The following is a 21512-nucleotide window of genomic DNA, read 5'->3' as shown; positions in this document are numbered from 1 at the left end:
GCGCGCGACGTCCCGCACGCCGCTCCCCCAGCATGACCGACGGCGGCAGCGCCGATCACGCGAGACGGGCAGCGCGTACGGCTTCGGCGGTCACCTCGGTCAGATCGGTCGGCGAGAGGGCGGTCAGCTCGTCCGGGGCGAACCAGCGTGCCTCCGAGGTGGAACCGCCCACGTCGCCGACGGTCGGCGGGGCGGGGGTCTCCACGACGACGCGATAGAAGGCCCGCACCCCGTGCCAGTCGATCGGATAGCCCTCCGGGCCGAGGGAGGCCGCGTCACGGTGGCTGGCGACGCCGAGCAGCTCGGTGAGCCGCCCGCGCTGGCCGGTTTCCTCGAGCAGCTCCCGGATCAGCGCCGCACCCGGCTGCTCGCCGTAGTCGGTGCCGCCGCCGGGCAGATGCCAGCGGCCCGCCCCGGGATATCCGGGAGCGATCCGGGTGAGCAGCACGCGGCGGGCCGGATCGGTCGCCACCGCGTACGCGGCGAACCGCTGCGCCCGGTGCAGGCCGTCCGGTCCGGGCACCGCGTAGAACGACGGGAACTCGGGGGGCTCGTCGGGGCGCAGGTCGACCGGGCCGGGAGGCAGCCCCAGCGCGCCGGCGGTGAAGGGGCGCAGCGGCAGGCCCTTGGCCTCCTCGAGGGTGTGCCAGCGGGCGAGGTCGGTGGGGTGGCCGATGCGGTCGCAGAGAGTTCCACCGCGGACCGAGACGTCGTAGACGAGGCGGTCGGTGTGGATCGTGATCCCCCGGTGCGGCAGAGCGCGCATGTCGGCGAGCACGTCCCGCAGCCCGGTCACCGCCACCGACAGGCCGGTCTCCGCGGCGGTCTCCCGTACGACGGTGTGGTTGGGGTCCTCACCGTGGTCGACGGCGCCGCCGGGCAGCGACCACACGCCGGGGGTGCCCGAGCGTGGCGACGCGCGGACCAGGAGCACCCGATCGTCGGAATCGGCGCAAACTGCGTATGCCGCGATCCTGCGAAGCGGCTCCAGCGCGGGGGTCACAGGGCGGAATTCTGCCCGTATGAGGAGACAACACACGGAAGACTGTCAGATTGGCGACACTCGTCGGCGGAAGGCGGGGCCGGAGTGTTGCCGATCCGGGGGCACTCAGGGTAAGGATCCGGGCGGTTCCCGAGGTCGGCGGGCACGGCGGCGCGGACCGTGGAGGCATGACAGAAAACCTGCTCTCCCCGCACAGCCAGCCGGCCGTCAACCAGCCTCCGTACAAGCAGCTCCGCCGCCCCACGACCGACCGGATGATCGCCGGTGTGGCCAGTGGGCTCGGCCGTTACTTCGCCGTCGACCCCACGCTGGTCCGGGTGATCTTCGCCGTGGCCGCGGTGCTGACCGGCGGTCTGGCGCTGCTGGCGTACCCGGTCATGTGGTTCCTCATGCCCGAGGAGCCGCCCACCGCGCCCGCGTGGCCGGCGGCTCCCGGTGCGCCCGGGTGGGTCCCCACCGGGCCGGAGCAGGGCCACACCCCGCCCCAGCCGCCGCTCGCGTGACCGGTGGGGGTCACTCCCACTCGATGGTGCCCGGGGGCTTGCTGGTCACGTCGAGCACGACCCGGTTGACCTCGGGCACCTCGTTGGTGATGCGCGTGGAGATCCGCGCGATGACGTCGTACGGCAGGCGCGACCAGTCCGCCGTCATGGCGTCCTCGCTGGAGACGGGGCGCAGCACGACGGGGTGCCCGTAGGTGCGCCCGTCGCCCTGGACTCCGACGCTGCGGACGTCGGCGAGGAGCACCACCGGGAACTGCCACACGTCGCGGTCGAGCCCGGCGGCGGTCAACTCCTCGCGGGCGATCAGATCGGCGGCGCGCAGCACCTCCAGGCGCGGCCGGTCGACCGCCCCGATGATCCGGATCGCGAGCCCGGGGCCGGGGAACGGGTGCCGCCAGATCATCGCCTCGGGGAGCCCCAGGGCGAGGCCGAGCGCGCGCACCTCGTCCTTGAAGAGCGTGCGCAGCGGCTCGATCAGCGAGAACTGGAGATCGTCCGGAAGCCCGCCGACGTTGTGGTGCGACTTGATGTTGGCGGTGCCGGTGCCGCCACCGGACTCGACCACATCCGGATAGAGGGTGCCCTGCACCAGGAACTCGACGTCACCCGTCGCCGCGACCTCACGGGCGGCGGCCTCGAAGACCCGGATGAACTCCCGCCCGATGATCTTGCGCTTCTGCTCCGGGTCGATGACGCCGTTTAGCGCCCCCAGGAAGCGCTCCTGCGCGTCGACCACCTTCAGCTTGATGCCGGTCGCCGCGACGTAGTCCTCCTCCACCTGCTCCGGCTCGCCCGCGCGGAGCAGACCGTGATCGACGAAGACACAGGTGAGCTGATCACCGACGGCCTTGTGGACCAGGGCGGCGGCGACCGCGGAGTCGACCCCACCGGAGAGCCCGCAGATCACCTCCTTGTCCCCGACCTGCTCACGGATCCGCGCGACCTGCTCGTCGATGATGTTGGCCGGGGTCCAGGTCGGTTCGATCCCCGCGATGTCGTAGAGGAAGCGCTTCAGCACCTCCTGACCGTGCGCGGTGTGCGCCACCTCCGGGTGGAACTGCACCCCGGCGCGACGGGAGACGAGATCCTCGAACGCCGCCACCGGCGCGCCGGCGGACTCCGCCGTCACCGTGAAGCCGGCCGGAGCCTCGGTGACGGAGTCACCGTGGCTCATCCAGACCGGCAGCTCGGCGGGGAGCTCGCGCAGCAGCACGCCGGCCTCGGGGCGGGCGGTGAGCGGCGTGCCGCCGAACTCCCGCCGACCGGTCCGGGCCACCGTGCCGCCGAGCGCCTGCGCCATCGCCTGGAAGCCGTAGCAGATGCCGAAAACCGGCACGTCGTCATCGAAGAGCTTGGCGTCGAGCTGCGGGGCGCCGGACTCGTAGACGCTGGACGGACCGCCGGAGAGGATGATCGCGGCGGGATTCTTCGCCAGCATCTCGGCCGCCGACATCGAGTGCGGCACGATCTCCGAGTAGACCTTCGCCTCACGGACACGACGGGCGATCAGTTGGGCGTACTGGGCCCCGAAGTCAACGACGAGGACGGGTCGCGGCGTGCTCATGCCGAGCAAGCCTACCGACCGTCACCGCCCGCCGAGACGGCGGCGTAAGGAACCGCTTCTCCTCACACGCGCAGCGCCGCCGGGGCATGGGTGGGAACCGCGGGCCGGCGCGGCGGCACCGGCTCGACCCGCACGTACGGATCGCCCAGCGCGGGCCGCGGATCCTGCTCGCCGCGGTTCGGCCAGAACGACATCGCCCGCTCCGCCTGGGCCGTGATCGTCAACGACGGGTTGACCCCGAGATTCGCCGAGACGGCGGCCCCGTCAACCACGTGCAGCCCGGGGTGACCGAAGACGCGGTGGTAGCCGTCGACGACCCCGGTGTCGGGGGACGCCCCGATCGCGGCCCCGCCGAGGATGTGCGCGGTCATCGGGATGTTGAACGGCTCCGTCATGGCCCCGCCCGGGATGCCACCGATCTCCTCGGCGAGGAGCCGTACGGCCTCGTTGCCCGCCGGGACCCACGTCGGGTTGGGCGCGCCGTGTCCCTGCGTGGTGGCGAGGCGACGCCGTCCGAGCCAACTGCGCCGGAAGTGGGTGGTCAGCGAGTTGTCCGCCGACTGCATGACCAGGGCGATGACGGTCCGCTGCGACCAGTCGCGCACCGACAGCAGTCGCAGGTAGGTCAGGGGCGCCCGACCCATGATGCCGAGCCAGCGCCGCACCCGACGTGGACCGCCGTCGACCAGCGCCGACTGGAGCAGACCCATCACGTTGGAGCCGCGGCCGTAACGCACCGGCTCGACATGGGTCTGCGCGTCGGGGTGGAACGAACTGGTGATCGCCACCCCCTCGGTGAAGTCCACGCCACGCCGTCGCGCCTCGGGCCGCAGCACCGCGGCGCCGAGGATCGCCTCGGAGTTGGTGCGGGTCAACGCCCCGACCCGGGGCGAGAGCTCCGGCAACCGGCCGGACGTCTTCATCTCGTGCAGCAGCCGCTGGGTGCCGAGCGCCCCGGCCGCGAAGATGACCTGGTCGGCCTCGATCACCTGCCGTCGCTTCGCCAGCCACGCGCCGGTGCGTACGGTCTCGATCTCGTAGCCCGCGCCGGACGCGGCCGGACGGACGGCCGTCACCGTGGTCATCGGGTGCACCGCCGCGCCGAGCCGCTCGGCGAGCCAGAGGTAGTTCTTCACCAGCGTGTTCTTGGCTCCGTGCCGGCAACCGGTCATGCAGGCGCCGCAGTGCAGGCAGCCGGTCCGGTCGGGGCCGACGCCGCCGAAGTAGGGGTCCGCGGTGACCTCACCGGGACGTCCGATGTGGACGCCGACCGGCGTGGGGTGGAAGGTCTCCGCCACGCCCATCCGCTGGGCCACCGCGCGCATCGCCCGGTCGGCCGCGGTGTGCACCGGATAGGTGGTCACCCCGAGCATCCGCTTGGCCTGGTCGTAGTAGGGCGCCAACTCCGACCGCCAGTCGGTGATGTCGCGCCACTGCGGATCGTCGTAGAACGCGGAGAGCGGCTCGTAGAGCGTGTTGGCGTAGACGAGGGAGCCGCCGCCGACGCCGGCGCCGGAGAGCACGAGCACCCCCGCCCCGGCCCCGCCCGCCTTCCGGCCGGCCGAGCGGAGCAGGGTGATCCGCTGGATCCCGTAGCAGCCGAGCTTCGGCGCCCACAGGAAGCGCCGGGTGCGCCAGGACGTCTGCGGGAACTCGTCGTCGGCGAAACGCCGGCCCGCCTCGAGCACCGCGACGGAATAACCCTTCTCCGCGAGACGCAGGGCGGATACGCTGCCGCCGAATCCCGAGCCAACCACGACCACGTCGTACCGCATGGGGTCATCATTACCGACGAGTAGCTTTTGCGCTACGGGCAAGTCACACGTTCCGCCGAGTCAACACACCTGATCGGCACGCAACCCGTACCGTCACCGGGGCGTTTCCATAGCAGCGAGACAAGCGGCAACCCGTGAAGGAGCACACGAATGGGCGACACGGGGGCGGACCCGGCGAGCAGGCGCGGCCGCATGATGCGGGGCGCGGCGATCGCGCTGGTCGCGGTCCTGCTGGCGGGCGCGGCCGTGTTCGGCATCCAGCTACTCCGCTCCCGGTACGACGTGCCCCGCGCCGATCTGCTCGGCGGGATGTCCCCGCCCACGTCCACTCCGTCGCCCACGCCCAGTCCCACCACGCCGCCGGGCGCCGACATCACCGGGCCACTCAACATCCTGCTCGTCGGAATCGATCCGCGGGAAAGCGTGCCGACGTGGCAACCGAACGCCGACGCCGTGCTGATCCTGCACGTCACGAAGGGGCTCGACCGCGGCTATCTCTTCTCGCTCCCCCGCGACCTCGTCGTCGACATCCCGTCATTCCCCAAGGCCGGGTACGGCGGCGGACGCACCAAACTCACCCACGCCATGAGCTACGGCAGCCGCCGCACGGGCGGTGCCAGGCCCGACGTCGCCCAGGGCTTCCAGCTGCTCGCGAAGACCGTCAGCAAGTACACCGGGATCGCCCGCTTCGACGCCGGCGCGGTGCTCAACTTCCGCGGGTACCGGGACCTCATCAACGCGATCGGCGGCGTCGACCTCTACGTCGACCAGCGGGTCGCCTCCATCCACCTGCGACCCGACGGACGGATGCGCACGCCCGGCGGCACGAACGGCTACTCGGGTCCACAGATGGTCTACGAGAAGGGCCAGCGGCACTTCAACGGGTGGCAGGCGCTGGACTACGCCCGGCAGCGCTACATCTCCGGCGGCGACTACACGCGGCAACGGCACCAGCAGCAACTACTCAAGGCGATGCTGCGCAAGGTGCTCGACCGGAAGCTCGCCAGCGATCCGGCCGGCATCGACCGGGTGCTGCGGGCGGTCAGCAAGACGCTGGTCTTCGACGGGCAGGGACGCCGGCCGATCGACTTCGCCTTCGCCCTGAGCAACCTCCGCCCCGAGGCCCTGACCCTGGTCGGCCTCCCCGGGCTCGGCGTCGAGAGCGGCGGCGGCTACGCCGGCGAGCAGCTTGAGCAGGTCGGACGGAAGTTCATCGCCGAACTGCGGGCGGGCCGGGCGGAAGCGTTCCTGAAAGCCAACCCGAAGCTGGTCGTCAAGGGCTGACCCGGCCGCGCGGCGCTGAGAGTGACCGCCTCGACGTGACTCTCAGCTCCGCTTGGGCAGCGGCGGCTTCTTCGTGCCGTAGAGCCACGCGTCGAACAACGCGTCGAGTTGCTTGCCCGAGATCCGCTCCGCCAGCGTCACGAACTCGGCGGTCGTGGCATTGCCGTTCCGCTGCTCCGCCACCCACGTCTTCAGGATCCGGAAGAACGCCTCGTCGCCCACCGCCACGCGCAGCGCGTGCACCGTCATCCCGCCCCGCTTGTAGACCGACGCGCTGAACAACTCGGCCGGCCCCGGCTTGCCGGGCGGGATCTTCCACACCGTGGCCGCGCTCCGGCCGTACTCCGTGGTGAACGCCGCCTGGACCTTCGGGCCGCCGGCATGTTCCGCCCACAGCCACTCCGCGTACGTGGCGAAACCCTCGTTGAGCCAGATGTCCTGCCACCGCTCCAGCGCCACGCTGTTGCCGAACCACTGGTGCGCGATCTCGTGCGCCACCACGTTGTTCTGCCGGCCACCCGCGAAGAAACCGCCGGAGTAGACCGGACGTCCCTGCGTCTCCAGGGCGTAGCGGATCCGGTCATCGTTGATCACCACACCGCCGTACGCCTCGACGGGGTAAGGCCCGAAGACCGTCTCGAGGTAGTCGGCGACCGTCACGGTGCTCGCCATGGCCGCGTCGACGGCGCCCTTCGGCAGGCTGTCGGCCACCGCGGTGAGCACCGGCCGCCCCTTGTGCTGGCCGGTCTTCACCCGGTACTTGCCGATCACCACGGTGCTGAGGTAGCTCGCCATCGGCGTCCGCTCGGCCCACTTCCAGGTGGTCCAGCCGCCGGCCTTCGTGCTCCCCTCCGGGACGCCGTTGCTGATCGCGGCCAACCCGTCCGGAACGGTGATCTCGAAGCTGTACGTCGCCTTGTCCGACGGGTGGTCATTCACCGGGAACCAGGTGCTCGCCGACTCCGGCTGGCCGAGCGCGATCGCGCCGTCCGGGGTGTGCAGGAAGCCCCCGTCGCCGAGGTCCTTGTTGGTCAGCGGCGACGGCTTGCCGTCGTAGGCGATCTCCGCCGTGAACCGGGCGCCCTTCGGCAGCCCCTTCGCGGGCGTGACGACGAGTTCGTTGCGCTCACGGGCGTGCCTGGCGGCCGCCCCCTCGATCGTCACGGAGCGCACGGTGAGGCCGGCCAGGTCAAGGTTGAACCGGGAGAGGTCCGACGTGGCGGTCGCCTGCACGGTCGCCGTCCCGGCGAGTTGGTCGCTCTTCGGGTCGTACCTGACCTTCACGGTGTACTGCTCGACGTCGTACCCGCTGTTGCCGTACGTGGGGAAGTACGGATCCCCGACACCGTCCGCGCCCGGCTCGAAGTTGTAGCTCGGCGTCGGTGAGACGCCCGCCGCCGACGGGGACGCCGAGCCGGCGCGCTCACCGGACCCACAGCCCGCCAACCCCATCACGGCGACCGCCACGAGGCCGACCGCGGCCCGGGGCATACCTCGTCCAGTGCCCATTCGAATCCCCCCGCGAAACACGAGCGCGACATGGTCATGCCGACCCAGGAGGGAGACTCTACAAAGGAGCATTCACGGTCCGGTCACGGGAGGGGTGGCGCGGTGTTCCCGGAGAGCCACTCGTCGAAGAACGACCGCAGGGACCTGCCGGAGACGCGCTCGGCGACGGTGATGAACTCGGCCGTCGTGGCGTTGCCGTCGCGCTTCTCGGCGGTCCAGGTCCGCAGGATCCGGAAGAAGGCATCGTCGCCGACGGTGCGGCGCAGCGCGTGGACCGTCAGTCCGCCACGCTTGTAGACCGCCGGACTGAAAATGGCCGACCTGCCGGGATCGGCCGTCGGCTTCGACCAGTCGGTCCTGGCGTACTCGGACTCGACGTTGGCCCGCACCGGCTTACCGCCGTCGTGCTCCTCCCACAACCACTCCGCGTACGTCGCGAAGCCCTCGTTGAGCCAGATGTCGCTCCAGTGATGGATCGACACGCTGTCGCCGAACCACTGGTGCGCCAACTCGTGGGCCACCACCCAGGTGCTCGGGCCGGAGCCGAAGAAGACGTTGCCGTAGACGGGACGTGTCTGGGTCTCCAGCGCGTAGCGGATCCGGTCGTTGTCGACCACGATGCCGCCGTACGCCTCGAAGGGGTAGGGCCCGAACTGGGTGGCGAGAAAATCCGCGATCTCGCCCGTGCGGGCCATCGCCGCGTCGGCGGCGCCGACTGGCAACGTGGCGGCGACGGCCGTGACCAGCGGCTTCCCGTCGTGCGTCCCGCTCTTCACCCGGTAATTGCCGATCACCACGGTCGCCAGGTAACTCGCCATCGGCGTTCGCGTCGACCACTTCCACGTCGTCCAGCCACCGGCCTTCGTGGTCCCGCCGGGCACGCCGTTGCTCAGCGCGCTGAGCCCGTCGGGCACGGTGACCTCGATCTCGTAGCTGGCCTTGTCGAGCGGATGGTCGTTGACCGGGAACCACGTGCTCGCGGATTCCGGCTGGCCGAGGGCGATCGCGCCGTCACGGGTGTCGAAGAAGCCGTTCTTGCCCAGATCGGAACTGGTGATCTGCTCCGGGACACCCGCGTAACCGATCTCGACGGTGAAGCGCCGCCCCTTCGGCAACCCGGCGTCCGGGGTGATCACCAACTCGGCGCCGTCGCGGGAGTTGCCCGCGCGCTTCCCGTCGACGGTGACGGTGGAGACGGTCAGCCCGACCAGGTCCAGGTTGAACCGGGACAGGTCACTGGTCGCCGTCGCGGTGATCGTCGCGTTGCCGGTCACGCGGTCGTCGGCCGGGTCGTACGTGAGCTTCAGGGCGTAGCTGGCCACGTCGTAGCCGCCGTTGCCGTAGGTCGGGAAGTACGGGTCACCGACACCGTTGGAGCCGGGACGGAAATCCCGCCTCGGCTCCGACCGGTCACCGGTGCAACCGGACGCCGCGAGGACCACGACCAGCGCGCACGCCACGGCCACCCGCGTCGAGCGCACCATCCCCACCTCTCCCCACAACCATCGGGCCCACGGTCACCGCGCCAACCACTCCCGGACCTAGCGGTCCAGGACGAGCCCCACCTTCTGGAACTCCTTCAGGTCGCGGTAGCCGCACTTGGCCATCGCCCGGCGCAGGCCGCCGAAGAGGTTGAGCTGCCCATCCGGGTCGTCCGCCGGGCCGTACAGCAGCTTCTCCATCGAACCGAGCGAGTCGCCCGCGACGCCGTACGCGCCGCGCGGGAGGTTGGGGTGGCTGGCGGCGGAGTGCCACCACGCCCCGGAGGCCGGCGCTTCGTCGCAGAACGACAGCGGCTCGCCGAGCATCACCGCGTCGGCGCCGCATCCGAGCGCCTTGGCGATGTCGCCCGACGTCTGCAGATCCCCGTCGGCGATCAGGTGCACGTAACGCCCGCCGGTCTCGTCGAGGTAGTCGCGACGGGCCGCCGCCGCGTCGGCGATCGCGGTCGCCATCGGCACCCGGATGCCGAGGACGGTGTCCGTCGTGGACCACTCGTCCGCGCCGATGCCGACGATCACGCCGGCCGCGCCCGTACGCATCAGGTGCAGCGCCGTCTTGTAGTCCGTGCACCCACCGACCACGACCGGAAGGTCGAGGTCGGCGATGAACTCCTTGAGGTTGAGCGGCTCGTCGGTGGTCGAGACGTGCTCGGCGGAGACGAGCGTGCCCTGGATGACCAGGATGTCGACGCCGGCGTCGAGGATCACCGGGGCGAGCGCGAGCGTGTGCTGCGGCGAGACCCGCACCGCGACGGTCACCCCGCCGTCACGCATGTGGCGGACCCGTTCAGCGATCAGCTCGGGGCGGATCGGCTCGGAGTAGGCCTCCTGGAGCCGCTGCGTGGCGCGCGGGTCCTCGCCGAGGCTCGCGAGCTCCTCCAGCACCTTGGCCGGGTCCTCGTAGCGCGTCCAGAGCCCTTCGACGTTGAGCACCCCGAGCCCGCCGTGCTGTCCCAGCGCCACCGCGGAGGCGGGGCTCATCGTCGCGTCGGAGGGGTGCGCCACGCAGGGAATCTTGAACGGGTAGGCGTCGAGCTGCCACGCGGTCGACACGTCGTCGACGTCGCGGGTGCGGCGGCTCGGCACGATGGCGATGTCATCGAGGTGGTAGCCGCGTTGCGCGGTCTTACCCAGCCCGATCTCCACCACGTCACGCATGGGTCACTCCAAAGTAGACAGGCCCGCCCCGTGGGCGGGAACGGTGGGTCGACCGCGCCGGTGAACGGTCAGCGGCTGTGGTAGTTGGGCGCTTCCACCGTCATCTGGATGTCGTGCGGGTGGCTCTCCTTGAGCCCCGCCGCCGTGATCCGAATGAGCTGGCCGCGTCGGTGCAGCTCCGGGATGCTCTCCGCGCCGACGTACCCCATCGCCGCGCGCAACCCGCCGACCAGTTGGTGGGCGACGACGGAGAGCGGCCCCCGGTAGGGCACCTGGCCCTCGACACCCTCCGGCACGAGCTTGTCCTCGCTCAGCACGTCGTCCTGGAAGTAGCGGTCCTTGGAGTAGGAGCGGGCCTCGCCGCGCGACTGCATCGCGCCCAGCGAACCCATCCCCCGGTACGACTTGAACTGCTTGCCGTTGATGAAGAGCAGCTCGCCCGGGCTCTCGGCGCAGCCGGCGAGCAGGCTGCCGAGCATGACCGTACTGGCGCCGGCCACCAGCGCCTTCGCGATGTCGCCCGAATACTGGATTCCGCCGTCACCGATCACCGGCACCCCCGCCGGCGTGCAGGCGCGGGCGGCCTCCATGATCGCGGTGACCTGCGGGACGCCGACCCCGGCGACCACGCGGGTGGTGCAGATCGCGCCCGGACCGACCCCCACCTTGACCGCGTCGGCGCCGGCGTCGACGAGCGCCTTCGCCCCGGCGTACGTGGCGACGTTGCCGCCGACGATGTCGATCGCGGTGTCCTTCTTGAGCCGGCGCACCATCTCCAGCACGTTACGGCTGTGGCCGTGCGCGCTGTCCACGACCAGCACGTCCACCCCGGCGTCCACCAGCAGCCGGGCCCGCTTGTACGACTCCTCCCCCACGCCGACCGCGGCGGCCACCCGGAGCCGGCCGGCGTCGTCCTTGGTGGCGTCGGGGAACTGCTCGCTCTTGGTGAAGTCCTTGACCGTGATCAGCCCACGCAGCCGCCCCGTCTCATCGACCAGCGGGAGCTTCTCCACCTTGTGCTCGCGCAACAGCGCCAGCGCATGATCCTTGGAGACCCCGACCGGAGCGGTCACGAGCGGCATCTGGGTCATGACCTCGCGGACCCTGCGGTTCTTGTCCGACTCGAAGCGCATGTCGCGGTTGGTGACGATGCCGACCAGGGCGCCGTCCCGGTCGACGACGGGCACGCCGGAGATGCGGTAGCGCGCGCACAGTTCGTCCACGTCGCGCAGCCGGTCGTCCGGGCTCGCCGTCACCGGGTTGGTGATCATGCCCGCTTCCGAGCGCTTGACCAGGTCGGCCTGGAGCGCCTGGTCCTCCATCGACAGGTTGCGGTGCAGCACGCCGATGCCGCCCTGGCGCGCCATCGCGATCGCCATCCGGGCCTCGGTCACCGTGTCCATCGCGCTGGACAGCAGTGGGATGGACACGTTCACGTTGCGGGTCATCCGGGTGATCGTGTTGACCCGGCTCGGCACGATGTCGGACTCGGCCGGCTGCAGCAGCACGTCGTCGAAGGTCAGCCCGAGGGGGACCAACCGCGCTGACCCGGGCACGTGCTCCGGGGCCGGTCGATCGGGGCGCGGGTCGGTGTCGACCGAACCCATCGGAAGATCGTTGGCGGGCGAGTTATCCACGACTTGTTCCCCTGAACTGGTCGGACGGGATTCGCCTGGCACGCCCGGCGCGTGACCGGCTCGCCCAGCGTGCGGCGCGATGACCCATCGTACCCAGGGACCAGGGGCCGCCGCCCACGCGCGTCGACGGGCGTCACAACCGGGTCGGACGAGCCGCCCGCACCGGCGCACGGGCTCCGACCCGCGCCCCCGACGGGGCGCGCCGGCGCGGTCACCCGTCCGGGCCTGCGCCGCGGCGCGATGGCGGGTGCGCGCGACAGCCGGTGGTGCGACTACGGTGGAGGGGTGCACGACGAGCCGATCGACCCCTTCAACGGCGACCCCGCCGACCCGTCCGCGGGTCTGGACGACCTCGCCGGGGACGCTCAGCTCGACCCGCTGACCGAGGTCGAGCGGCAGGACGTGCTCGAGGACCTGGCCGACCTCGAGATCTACCAGGCCCTGCTCACCCCCATCGGCGTCCGCGGTCTGGTCATCGAGTGCGAAGACTGCCACGAGCCCCACTACTTCGACTGGGACCTGCTCCGCGGCAATCTGCGCCACCTGCTCAACTCCGGGCGGCCCCGGGTGCACGAGCCCGCCTTCGATCCGGACCCGGAGCACTACGTCACGTGGGAATACGCCCGCGGCTACGCCGACGGCGTGCACGACACGCTGACCGAGGGCACCGACGAGGCCGAGGTCTGAGCTCCGGCCCGCCGGCGCCCCGCGCTCAGGCGACCAGCCCCGCCCGGAAGCCCGCCGCGACCGCGTGCGCCCGGTCCCGCGCGCCCAGCTTGCGGAACAGCCGCCGGGCGTGGGTCTTCACCGTGTCCTCGGAGACGAAGAGGTCACGCCCGATCTCGGCGTTGCTCTTGCCTTCCGCCATGCCACGCAGCACCTGCAGCTCGCGCTCGGTGAGCGTGACCCGCCGTACCGGGCTCCCCGGGTAACCCGCCGGCGACTCACCCGACCGCTGTCCGGGCCCACCGAAGCGTCCGTCCCGCACCGCGTTGGCGCGCCGGTCCAGCCCGCTCGGGAACCGGTGATCGCCCTCGCCGGACGGCCGAGCGACGCCCGGCGGATAACCGGCGAAATCCTCGCCGCGCTGCACCGGAACGACGGCGGGGCCACCCGGCTGACCGGGCAGGGTGGCTCCGGCCATGCTGCCCGCCGGTATCGCGGCACCGGGCACCCGCGACGCCCCGCCCGGGCGGGAGCCCGGCGTACCAGCGGAGAGATTGCGCCCGACCGCGGCCGCCTGCCCCGAACCGGCGGCCGCGCCGAGCCCGGACGCGGCCCGTCCCGGCGTGGAGAGCAGCAGCAGGGTCTTCGCCACCACACTGACGAGGTCCTGGTCCGCCCCGTGGATCAGACCGCGGGCGCCCGCCGCGATCGCGGCGGCGGCGACCCGCGGGTCCTCCCCACCGAACAGCACGATCGTCGCGCCGGGAGCCTTCGCGAGCACCCGGCGGGTAAACCCGACACTGTCCGGGCGGGTCAGCGCGGTGTCGGCGAGCACGATCTCCGCCGGCCGCTCGGAGAGCCGCAGCATGACCTCCGGCTCGGAAACGGCGGTGCGGATGGCGGCGGCCATCCCGAGCCGCGTCGCGGCGGACGCGACATTCTGCGCGGCGAATGTAGTCCGAACGCACACGAGGACGGTACGCACAGTCATCCCCCTCTCCTCAAGGAGAAGACCACGGAAGGGTCTGATCATTACGCGCTTTCCTACGAAAGAAGAGGAAAGTTCCGAACACCTCGGCACCGCGTCAGGTTCGTTGACAGTAACGGTTTGATCAGGAACGTGTGAGTAGGTGATGCGCAGGGTACGGGTGTGTCTGGTCGGACATGGTGCGCCCGCGCGGCCCGCCGCTCCGGTCCGACCGCCGAGGACTGACCGTCGCGGCGCCGCGCGGAAGGAGGGTGCTGATGTCGAACGTACGCAGACTGCCCGGACCCATCGTCGACTTATGGGAGTGGCAGCGGCTCGGTTCCTGTCGCGGCCGGGACAGCGCCCAGTTCTTCCACCCCGACGGTGAGCGTGGTTCCTCCCGCAACCGTCGCGAGACCCAGGCCAAGGCGGTCTGCGGCACGTGCCCGGTCCGCGCCGAGTGCGCCGCGCACGCGCTGTCGGTGCGCGAGCCGTACGGCGTATGGGGCGGATTCAGCGAGTCCGAGCGTCTGCGACTGCTCGCGGTCGGCTGGGAGGACCTCGCCGACCGTCGCATGACGCGGGTCGACATCGCCCGGCTCGAGGCCCGCCTGGGGCGCCCCCACAAGTCGACCGTGCCCGCCCAGCGACCGGTCCCCGCCGGCACCTACTGACCGGACAACAGCGTCGACGCGGCCTCTGCCAGGAGGCCCCGCGGCGCTGTGTCGCCTCGGCGGTCCCCCGCGGCCCGTCCGGCCTTCACCGCACCGTCACCCGCACCGAGTGCCAGCCGGTCGCGCCGTCCGGCGTCACCGCGCGCAGCTCCTCGGGCTGGGCGTCCCCCGTGCCATCGGTGGCGCGCACCTGCAGCGTGTGCTCGCCGGGGGTCGCCGGCCACCGCCAGGACCACTGCACCCAGGTGTCGACGGAGACGGTCGCGGCGAGCGTCGCGTCGTGCCACGGCCCGCCGTCCACGCGTATCTGCACCCGCTCGATCCCCCGGCGCTGCGCCCAGGCCACGCCGGCAACCGTCACCCGGCCGGCGGTGAGCCGGCCGCCGGCGCGGGGCGTGTCGATCCGGGACTGCGTCCTGATCGGCCCCTGCGCCGACCAGCCGCGCGGAACCCAGTAGGCGTCGAAGTCGGCGAAGCTGCTCAGCTCGAGCTCGACCAGCCATTTGCAGGCCGAGACGTAGCCGTACAGGCCGGGGACGACCATCCGGACCGGGAAGCCGTGCTCGATCGGCAGCGGCTCGCCGTTCATGCCGACCACGAGCAGCGCGTCGCGGCCGTCGCGCAGCGCGGCGGTCGGGGTGCCACAGGTCCAACCGTCGGCGGAACGCCCGACAACCTGGTCCGCGCCGTCGAACGGTTGCGCCTCGTCGAGCAGGTCCTTGAGGCGTACGCCGAGCCACCGCGCGTTTCCGATCAGGTCCCCGCCGACCTCGTTCGAGACGCAGGCGAGCGTGATGTGCCGCTCGGTCATCGGCCGGGCGAGAAGGTCGGCGTAGCTGATCGTGAGCGGATGACGGACCCGCCCATGGATGCGCAACTGCCAGGTGGCCGGATCGACCTGGGGCACCACCAGCGCCGTGTCGATGCGGTAGAAGCCGGCGTTCGGCGTGGTGTACGGGGCGAGCCGCGGCAGGGCGAGGTCGGCTCCGGCCGGCAGGGGTGGCGCCGGGTCGGCGGGGACGGGCAGGGTGACCGCGGATCGGGCGGCGGCGACGGAGCGGCGGGTGGCGAGCCATCGGCCGCCGAGACCGGTGAGCGCGGCGGCGCCCAGGGCGACGCCGACCGCGCGGAGAAACCGCCGCCGCCCCGGCTCCCCGCGATCAGGGGCTGCGTCGCGCGTGTCGTCGGCCTCTCCGGCCCGCTCTTCCGTGAGCACGCCGACCGGGGTCGCGGAGTCGGGTGCGGCCGAGTGGCGTGCGGCCGGTTCGGGTGCGGCGGTGTCCCGGGTCGGCGGGGCGCGCAGGGGGCCGGCCGTCAGCAGCCACAGCACCCCGGCAGCGGCGGCGGCGCCGACCAGCGAGGGCAGCGCGGCGCCGACACCGGCACCGGGACGGGTCAGGGCGGCCGCGGCGCCGATCGCACCGAAGAGCGCCACCCCGGCCGACCCGGCGGCGAGCGAGCGGAGCGCCAGCACGCCGATGAGCGCGGCGAAGATGGCGATCAGCAGCCCGGTGCCGATCAGCAGCGCGATCTTGTCGTATACGCCGAAGACGTCGATGGCGAACTGTTTGGGCGGTCCGGGCACGGTGTCGACCACCACCGCACCGACCGCGACGAGCGGCGCGGAGCGCGCCCCGGTCAGGACCGCGACCACCTCGGCCAGCCCAACGGCGACCGCCGCGGCGGCGACACCGGCCAACGCGCCGAACCTCGTCCTCGTCACGCGACAAGTTTCGGCGCGGCAGCGGTCACGGCGGTAGTCACGTCAGCGATCCGTAATAGGAAAGATCCGCGTGATCAGGCAACTCCGCCGGAGTTGTTGATCACGCGGATCTTGCGTGCGTGGCGCTACCCGGTCAGAAGCCGGGGCCGTGCTGGTGGCCGTGACCGTGCGAGTGGCCGTGGCCACCGGCCGCGGCCGGCTCCGCCTTCTCCGGCTTCTCCACGATCAGGCTCTCGGTGGTGAGCAGCAGAGCGGCGATCGACGCGGCGTTGATGACCGCGTTGCGGGTCACCTTGACCGGGTCGATGATGCCGGCCCCGACCAGGTCGACGTATTCGCCGCTGGCCGCGTTGAGGCCGGAGCCCCACTTGCTGTCGCGCACCTTCTGCACGACCACGTAGCCGTCGTGGCCCGCGTTCTGGGCGATCCAGCGCAGCGGCTCGTCGAGCGCCTTGCGGACGATCGACACGCCGACCTTCTCGTCGCCGGTCAGCCCGAGGTCACCGTCGAGCACGGAGGCGATCTGCACCAGGGCGGCGCCGCCGCCGGGCACAGTGCCCTCCTCGACCGCGGCCTTGGTCGCGGCGATCGCGTCCTCGATGCGGTGCTTGCGCTCCTTCAGCTCGACCTCGGTCGCCGCACCGGCCTTGATGACCGCGATGCCGCCCGAGAGCTTCGCCAGCCGCTCGGCCAGCTTCTCCCGGTCCCAGTCGGAGTCCGAGGCCTCGATCTCCTTGCGGAGCTGCGAGACCCGGTCGGTGACCTCGGTGTCCCGGCCACGACCGTCGATGACCGTGGTCGTCTCCTTGTCGACGACGACGCGACGGGCGCTGCCGAGCACCTCCAGGCCGACCGCGTCGAGCTTGTAGCCCAACTCGGGCGCGACAAGCTCGCCGCCGGTGAGGACGGCCATGTCCTGCAGCATCGCCTTGCGGCGGTCGCCGAACCCGGGCGCCTTGACCGCGCAGACCTTGACGGTCTTGCGGATCGAGTTGACCACGAGCGTGGAGAGCGCCTGGCCCTCGACGTCCTCGGCCACGATGAGCAGTGGCTTGCCGGTCTGCAGGACCTTCTCCAGCAGCGGGAGGAGCTCCTCGATCGTCGAGATCTTCTGCGTGGTGATCAGGATGTACGGGTCGTCGAGGACCGCTTCCTGGGCCTCGGTGTCCGTCACGAACTGCGGCGAGATGAAGCCCTTGTCGAACTGCAGGCCCTCGGTCACCTCCAGCTCGGTCGCGAGGGCGGACCCCTCCTCGACGGTGATGACACCGTCGCGGCCGACCCGCTCCATCGCCTCGGCGATGAGGTCACCGATCGTGGCGTCCTGCGCCGAGATGGTCGCGACGTGCGCGACCGAGTCCCTGCTGGCCACGTCGACAGCCTTGTCGAGCAGCGCGGCGGACACCTTCTCGACCGCGGCCTCGATGCCCCGCTTGAGGCTGGTCGGGTTGGCCCCGGCGGTCACGTTGCGCAGACCCTCGCGCACCATGGCCTGGGCCAGCACGGTCGCGGTCGTGGTCCCGTCGCCGGCGACGTCGTTGGTCTTCGTCGCCACCTCCTTGACCAGCTGCGCACCGAGGTTTTCGTACGGGTTGGTGAGCTCGATCTCCTTGGCGATGGTCACGCCATCGTTGGTGATCGTCGGAACACCGAACTTCTTGTCCAGCACGACGTTGCGCCCGCGCGGGCCGAGGGTGACCTTGACCGTGTCAGCGAGAGCGTTGACACCGTGCTCGAGCAGGTGTCGGGCGTCGTCCGAGAAGCTCAGGATCTTCGCCATAAAAGTCCCTTCAACGCACTAGCCATTGCCCGGCCGTCGGCTGCGCCGACGGCCGGAGAACGGATGAGGCCCCGGAACCCCGCGTGGGGTGCCGGGGCGCTCAGCACTTGTCAGTAGGTCACTTCTCGATGACCGCGAGGACGTCGCGGGCGGAGAGCACCAGGTACTCCTCGCCGGCGTACTTAACCTCGGTGCCGCCGTACTTCGAGTAGAGAACCGAGTCGCCGACATTGACGTCAACCGGGATCCGGTTGCCCTTGTCGTCGATCCGGCCCGGGCCGACAGCGAGGACAGTGCCCTCCTGCGGCTTCTCCTTGGCGGTGTCGGGGATCACGATGCCCGACGCCGTGGTGGTCTCAGCCTCGTTCGCCTGGACCAGGATCCGGTCCTCGAGCGGCTTGATCGCAACCTTGGTCGCGGTAGTCACGGGCATACCCTCCGGGGTATCTGGTGTCGTTGCCGGCCAGACTGGTCCGGCCGGCATCAATCTGCCTCATGCCACCGGGCGGGTCCGTCGTCGCGGGAGCCGGTCCGCCTGGCGTTTCGCCCCTCGAGCGTGTCGGGGAGCTGGCACCCTCAGGTTGAGAGTGCTAACGAAAGATTATGCCTGTCGCTAGCACTCCGTCAAGGAGAGTGCCAACTCGGTGGCGCCGGATCGCGATCGCCCGGTTCCGACGTACGACAATGACGCGATGGATCTCGACCGGCTCGCCGCACTGCGTACCCCCGCCGGGGTGAGCGCACTCGCGGCGGCGGCCGACCTCGCCGGCCGTGACCCGCTCTCCGCGGCCGGCGCGCTGCGGGCGCGCGGCGTCCCCGCCGACCTCGCCGCCGCCGCCCTCACCCAGGCCGAGTTGCGCCGCCGGGCGGTGGGCAAGTTCGGTCCGCTGGCCGCGCACATGTTCTTCACCCGCGCCGGACTGGAACAGGCGACCCGGAGCGCGGTGGCCGAGCGACGGGCCACCCGGCTGCGGGCCGCCGGCGTACGCACCCTCGCCGACCTCGGTTGCGGCCTCGGCGCCGACGCGATCGCCGCGGCCCGCGCCGGCATCCGGGTGCACGGCGTGGAAGCGGATCCCGTCACCGCCGCGATCGCCACCGCCAACGCGGAGGCGGCCGGAGTCGCCGACCTGTTCACCGTCGAGCGCGCCGACGCCACGACCGTCGACGTGACCGGCTTCGACGCGGTCTTCTGCGACCCGGCGCGCCGCAAGTCCGGCACCGGCCGGCGGGTCTTCGACCCCGCCGCCTACTCACCGCCGTGGGACTTCGTGATGGCGCTCGCCGAACGGGTCCCCCGCACCGTGCTGAAGGTGGCGCCCGGCATCGACCACGCGCTCATCCCGCCCGGCGCCGAAGCCGAATGGGTCAGCGTCGCCCGTGAGGTCGTCGAGGCCGCCATCTGGTGCGGCCCGCTCGCCGGCACGCCCCGGCGGGCGACACTGCTCGCCGCCGCCGGGACCACCTCGGACCTCGCCGGGACCGGCGACGCGGCCGCACCCGTCGGCGCGGTCCGCCGCTACCTGTACGACCCGGACGGCGCCGTGGTCCGTGCCCACCTGGTCGCCGAATTCGCCGCGACCGTCGACGGCACCCTCGCCGACCCGACCATCGCGTACGTCTACGCCGACACCGCGGTGGCGACGACGTACGCCCGGTGCCTGGAGATCACCGACGTGCTGCCGTTCTCGCTCAAACGGCTGCGGGCGCTGCTGCGGGAGCGGGGCGTCGGCCGGGCCGAGATCCTGAAACGGGGGTCGGCGCTCGATCCGGAACAGTTGCGCCGGGACCTGCGGCTGGCCGGCACCGGCTCCGCCACCGTCGTGCTGACCCGCGTCGCCGGAGCGCCGACGGTGCTGCTCTGCCGGTAGGGTCTGTTTCCGTGGCAGGTCAGGGCACTCCGGCGACGGCGCTGCTGACGAAGCAGAGGATCGCGTACACGACCCACCCGTACGACGTCTCGCCCGACTCCCCCCACTACGGCGCCGAGGTCGCGGCGGCCCTCGGAGTGCCACCGGCGCAGGTGTTCAAGTCACTGGTGACCGAGGTCGACGGGGCGCTGACCGTAGCGGTCGTGCCGGTCACCGGCGAACTCGATCTGAAGGCCCTGGCCGCCGCCGTCGGCGGCAAACGCGCCGCCCTCGCCGACCGGGCGCTCGCCGAGCGCACCACCGGGTACGTCCGCGGCGGAATCAGCCCGCTGGGACAGCGCAAACGGCTACCGACCGTGATCGACTCGTCGGCCGAGGCGCTCCCCACGCTGTACGTCTCCGCCGGGCGGCGCGGGCTCCAGGTGGCGCTCGCCCCGGCGGATCTGATCCGGCTCACCGCGGCCACGCTCGCCCCGATCGCGGCGCGCTGACCACGCCCATACCAGGCGGGAACGGGCACATGTCCGGCACGCGTCGTGCACGTTGCTGAATTGTTACGGCCCACAACAAAGTCGTGACCTCGACCATCTTGTGCGATCGGCTCACCGGCCAATACGTTGCCGGACACAACAAAAGTGAGATGACCGTCTCACTCTTCCCGCCGTGGCGGCGTCAGAGCCCCGCGGCCACACCACCCGATATCCCAGTCGCGAGACTCGATCAATCTGAAAGGACCCATGCAATGCGCAAAGGGATCCTCTCCCTCGCCGCTGTCGGTCTGCTGACCGTCGGTGGCGTCGCCGCCTGCGGCACCGACTCCGGCACCGGCACCAGCGGTGGCGGCGACAAGAAGCCGAAGATCGGCGTCATCCTCCCCGACAGCGCCTCCTCCGCCCGCTGGGAGACCGCCGACCGCAAGTTCCTCGAAGAGGCGTTCAAGGCCGCCAAGGTCGACTACGTCATCCAGAACGCGCAGGGCGACAAGACCCAGTTCCAGACCATCGCCGACCAGATGATCACCAACGGCGTCACCGCGCTGATGATCGTCAACCTGGACTCCGGCACCGGCAAGGCCGTGCTCGACAAGGCCAAGTCGCAGGGCGTGGCGACGATCGACTACGACCGGCTGACGCTGGGCGGTTCCGCGCAGTACTACGTCAGCTTCGACAACGAGGCCGTCGGCAAGCTGCAGGGTGAGGGCCTGGTCAAGTGCCTCACCGACAAGGGCGCGAAGACCCCGGTCGTGGCCGAGCTCAACGGCTCCCCGACCGACAACAACGCCACCCTGTTCAAGAACGGCTACGACTCGGTGCTCAAGGCGAAGTACGACGCCAAGGAGTACACCAAGGGTCCGGACCAGTCCGTGCCGCAGTGGGACAACACCGAGGCCGGAACGATCTTCGAGCAGATGCTGACCCAGACCGGCGGCAAGATCGACGGTGTGCTCGCCGCCAACGACGGCCTCGGCAACGCGGTCATCTCCGTGCTGAAGAAGAACAAGCTCAACGGCAAGGTCCCGGTGACCGGCCAGGACGCCACCGTGCAGGGCCTGCAGAACATCCTCGCCGGTGACCAGTGCATGACGGTCTACAAGGCGATCAAGAAGGAGGCCCAGGCGGCCGCCGATCTGGCGATCTCCGTGGCCAAGGGCGACAAGAAGGAGACCGGCCAGACGGTCAAGGACCCCGAGGGCAACCGCGACGTGCCCGCCGTCCTGCTCGCCCCGCAGTCGATCACCAAGGAGAACGTGAAGGACGTCGTCACCGACGGCTTCGTCACCAAGGCCGAGCTCTGCACCGCCGCCTTCGCGGCGGCCTGCACCGCGGCCGGCATCAGCTGATCGCGCGGCCGGCCTGACGGCCGGCCCGGCGACACCGCCGCAGCGGCGCCGCCCGG

General features: G+C 71.4%; 18 protein-coding genes. 7 read left to right on the top strand and 11 right to left on the bottom strand.

The annotated features are described in order from the left end of the window. Window positions 1-55 precede the first annotated feature (55 nt). Entirely contained in the window at window positions 56-1003 is a 948-nt protein-coding gene (locus AB0J06_RS15425; RefSeq protein ID WP_357428802.1) for an NUDIX domain-containing protein, read from the bottom strand. Window positions 1004-1170: 167 nt separating this feature from the next. On the opposite strand from AB0J06_RS15425, the gene AB0J06_RS15420 reads away from it, so the two are divergent. Next, window positions 1171-1506: a PspC domain-containing protein gene (locus tag AB0J06_RS15420; RefSeq protein WP_357428800.1), complete on the top strand. Its 336-nt coding sequence runs from the start codon at window positions 1171-1173 to the stop codon at window positions 1504-1506. Window positions 1507-1516: 10 nt separating this feature from the next. Here the strand turns inward: AB0J06_RS15420 and guaA are convergent, their stop codons facing one another. Continuing rightward, window positions 1517-3070, bottom strand: a complete 1554-nt coding sequence (gene guaA / locus AB0J06_RS15415) for a glutamine-hydrolyzing GMP synthase (RefSeq protein ID WP_357428798.1) — start codon at window positions 3068-3070, stop codon at window positions 1517-1519. Window positions 3071-3132: 62 nt separating this feature from the next. Then, window positions 3133-4845, bottom strand: a complete 1713-nt coding sequence (locus tag AB0J06_RS15410) for a GMC family oxidoreductase (RefSeq protein WP_357428796.1) — start codon at window positions 4843-4845, stop codon at window positions 3133-3135. Between the two features lie 150 nt (window positions 4846-4995). Here AB0J06_RS15410 and AB0J06_RS15405 point away from each other — a divergent pair, with 150 nt between their 5' ends. After that, complete coding sequence (locus AB0J06_RS15405) at window positions 4996-6129, top strand: LCP family protein (RefSeq protein ID WP_357428794.1); 1134 nt, start codon at window positions 4996-4998, stop codon at window positions 6127-6129. 42 nt (window positions 6130-6171) lie between these two features. On the opposite strand, the gene AB0J06_RS15400 is transcribed toward AB0J06_RS15405, so the two are convergent. From AB0J06_RS15400 to guaB, 4 genes are all read right to left on the bottom strand, one after another. Continuing rightward, window positions 6172-7638 carry a M1 family metallopeptidase gene (locus AB0J06_RS15400; RefSeq protein ID WP_357428792.1) on the bottom strand — a complete coding sequence of 489 codons (1467 nt, stop codon included), beginning with the start codon at window positions 7636-7638 and terminating at the stop codon, window positions 6172-6174. A gap of 83 nt (window positions 7639-7721) precedes the next feature. Then, window positions 7722-9122 (bottom strand): M1 family metallopeptidase, encoded by a 1401-nt coding sequence (locus tag AB0J06_RS15395; protein WP_357428790.1) that lies wholly within the window; start codon window positions 9120-9122, stop codon window positions 7722-7724. Window positions 9123-9179: 57 nt separating this feature from the next. Further along, window positions 9180-10298: a GuaB3 family IMP dehydrogenase-related protein gene (locus tag AB0J06_RS15390; protein WP_357428788.1), complete on the bottom strand. Its 1119-nt coding sequence runs from the start codon at window positions 10296-10298 to the stop codon at window positions 9180-9182. Window positions 10299-10366: 68 nt separating this feature from the next. Next, window positions 10367-11935 carry an IMP dehydrogenase gene (gene guaB / locus AB0J06_RS15385; RefSeq protein ID WP_357428786.1) on the bottom strand — a complete coding sequence of 523 codons (1569 nt, stop codon included), beginning with the start codon at window positions 11933-11935 and terminating at the stop codon, window positions 10367-10369. A 285-nt stretch (window positions 11936-12220) separates the two neighbouring features. On the opposite strand from guaB, the gene AB0J06_RS15380 reads away from it, so the two are divergent. Then, on the top strand, window positions 12221-12622 hold the full coding sequence (locus tag AB0J06_RS15380; protein ID WP_357428785.1) for a DUF5319 domain-containing protein: 402 nt from the start codon (window positions 12221-12223) through the stop codon (window positions 12620-12622). Between the two features lie 25 nt (window positions 12623-12647). Here AB0J06_RS15380 and AB0J06_RS15375 read toward each other — a convergent pair whose 3' ends face one another. After that, a complete protein-coding gene (locus AB0J06_RS15375) occupies window positions 12648-13586 on the bottom strand; it encodes a helix-turn-helix transcriptional regulator (RefSeq protein ID WP_357428882.1) in 939 nt (312 codons plus the stop codon). 260 nt (window positions 13587-13846) lie between these two features. On the opposite strand from AB0J06_RS15375, the gene AB0J06_RS15370 reads away from it, so the two are divergent. Beyond that, window positions 13847-14242, top strand: a complete 396-nt coding sequence (locus AB0J06_RS15370) for a WhiB family transcriptional regulator (protein ID WP_357428783.1) — start codon at window positions 13847-13849, stop codon at window positions 14240-14242. An 85-nt stretch (window positions 14243-14327) separates the two neighbouring features. On the opposite strand, the gene AB0J06_RS15365 is transcribed toward AB0J06_RS15370, so the two are convergent. The 3 genes from AB0J06_RS15365 to groES form a co-directional block, all read right to left on the bottom strand. Next, window positions 14328-15965 carry a molybdopterin-dependent oxidoreductase gene (locus AB0J06_RS15365; protein ID WP_357428781.1) on the bottom strand — a complete coding sequence of 546 codons (1638 nt, stop codon included), beginning with the start codon at window positions 15963-15965 and terminating at the stop codon, window positions 14328-14330. A 133-nt stretch (window positions 15966-16098) separates the two neighbouring features. Further along, the gene (gene groL / locus AB0J06_RS15360; RefSeq protein WP_357428779.1) at window positions 16099-17745 is read right to left on the bottom strand and encodes a chaperonin GroEL; all 1647 of its coding nucleotides are present in this window, start codon (window positions 17743-17745) and stop codon (window positions 16099-16101) included. Window positions 17746-17863: 118 nt separating this feature from the next. Continuing rightward, entirely contained in the window at window positions 17864-18178 is a 315-nt protein-coding gene (gene groES / locus AB0J06_RS15355) for a co-chaperone GroES (RefSeq protein WP_357428777.1), read from the bottom strand. 259 nt (window positions 18179-18437) lie between these two features. On the opposite strand from groES, the gene AB0J06_RS15350 reads away from it, so the two are divergent. From AB0J06_RS15350 to AB0J06_RS15340, 3 genes are all read left to right on the top strand, one after another. Beyond that, window positions 18438-19616, top strand: coding sequence for a methyltransferase domain-containing protein (locus AB0J06_RS15350; protein WP_357428775.1), 1179 nt, complete (start codon window positions 18438-18440; stop codon window positions 19614-19616). 11 nt (window positions 19617-19627) lie between these two features. Continuing rightward, window positions 19628-20107: a Cys-tRNA(Pro) deacylase gene (gene ybaK, locus AB0J06_RS15345; RefSeq protein ID WP_357428773.1), complete on the top strand. Its 480-nt coding sequence runs from the start codon at window positions 19628-19630 to the stop codon at window positions 20105-20107. 251 nt (window positions 20108-20358) lie between these two features. Beyond that, window positions 20359-21456 carry a substrate-binding domain-containing protein gene (locus AB0J06_RS15340; RefSeq protein ID WP_357428771.1) on the top strand — a complete coding sequence of 366 codons (1098 nt, stop codon included), beginning with the start codon at window positions 20359-20361 and terminating at the stop codon, window positions 21454-21456. The last annotated feature ends 56 nt before the right edge of the window (window positions 21457-21512 follow it).

This window comes from Micromonospora sp. NPDC049679 (genome assembly GCF_040659735.1).
Lineage (GTDB): Bacteria > Actinomycetota > Actinomycetes > Mycobacteriales > Micromonosporaceae > Micromonospora_I.
Note: the sequence above shows the minus strand (reverse complement) of the source record. Positions and strands in the feature narration are given on the sequence as shown.

What these genes read in the sequence shown, in the direction of transcription:
- groL (WP_357428779.1), bottom strand. Translation starts at nt 17,745, where the DNA reads ATGGCGAAGATCCTGAGCTTCTCGGACGACGCCCGACACCTGCTCGAG.
- guaA (WP_357428798.1), bottom strand. Translation starts at nt 3,070, where the DNA reads ATGAGCACGCCGCGACCCGTCCTCGTCGTTGACTTCGGGGCCCAGTAC.
- AB0J06_RS15410 (WP_357428796.1), bottom strand. Translation starts at nt 4,845, where the DNA reads ATGCGGTACGACGTGGTCGTGGTTGGCTCGGGATTCGGCGGCAGCGTA.
- groES (WP_357428777.1), bottom strand. Translation starts at nt 18,178, where the DNA reads ATGCCCGTGACTACCGCGACCAAGGTTGCGATCAAGCCGCTCGAGGAC.
- AB0J06_RS15405 (WP_357428794.1), top strand. Translation starts at nt 4,996, where the DNA reads ATGGGCGACACGGGGGCGGACCCGGCGAGCAGGCGCGGCCGCATGATG.
- AB0J06_RS15420 (WP_357428800.1), top strand. Translation starts at nt 1,171, where the DNA reads ATGACAGAAAACCTGCTCTCCCCGCACAGCCAGCCGGCCGTCAACCAG.
- AB0J06_RS15340 (WP_357428771.1), top strand. Translation starts at nt 20,359, where the DNA reads ATGCGCAAAGGGATCCTCTCCCTCGCCGCTGTCGGTCTGCTGACCGTC.
- AB0J06_RS15400 (WP_357428792.1), bottom strand. Translation starts at nt 7,638, where the DNA reads ATGGGCACTGGACGAGGTATGCCCCGGGCCGCGGTCGGCCTCGTGGCG.
- AB0J06_RS15350 (WP_357428775.1), top strand. Translation starts at nt 18,438, where the DNA reads ATGGATCTCGACCGGCTCGCCGCACTGCGTACCCCCGCCGGGGTGAGC.
- AB0J06_RS15390 (WP_357428788.1), bottom strand. Translation starts at nt 10,298, where the DNA reads ATGCGTGACGTGGTGGAGATCGGGCTGGGTAAGACCGCGCAACGCGGC.
- AB0J06_RS15395 (WP_357428790.1), bottom strand. Translation starts at nt 9,122, where the DNA reads ATGGTGCGCTCGACGCGGGTGGCCGTGGCGTGCGCGCTGGTCGTGGTC.
- AB0J06_RS15370 (WP_357428783.1), top strand. Translation starts at nt 13,847, where the DNA reads ATGTCGAACGTACGCAGACTGCCCGGACCCATCGTCGACTTATGGGAG.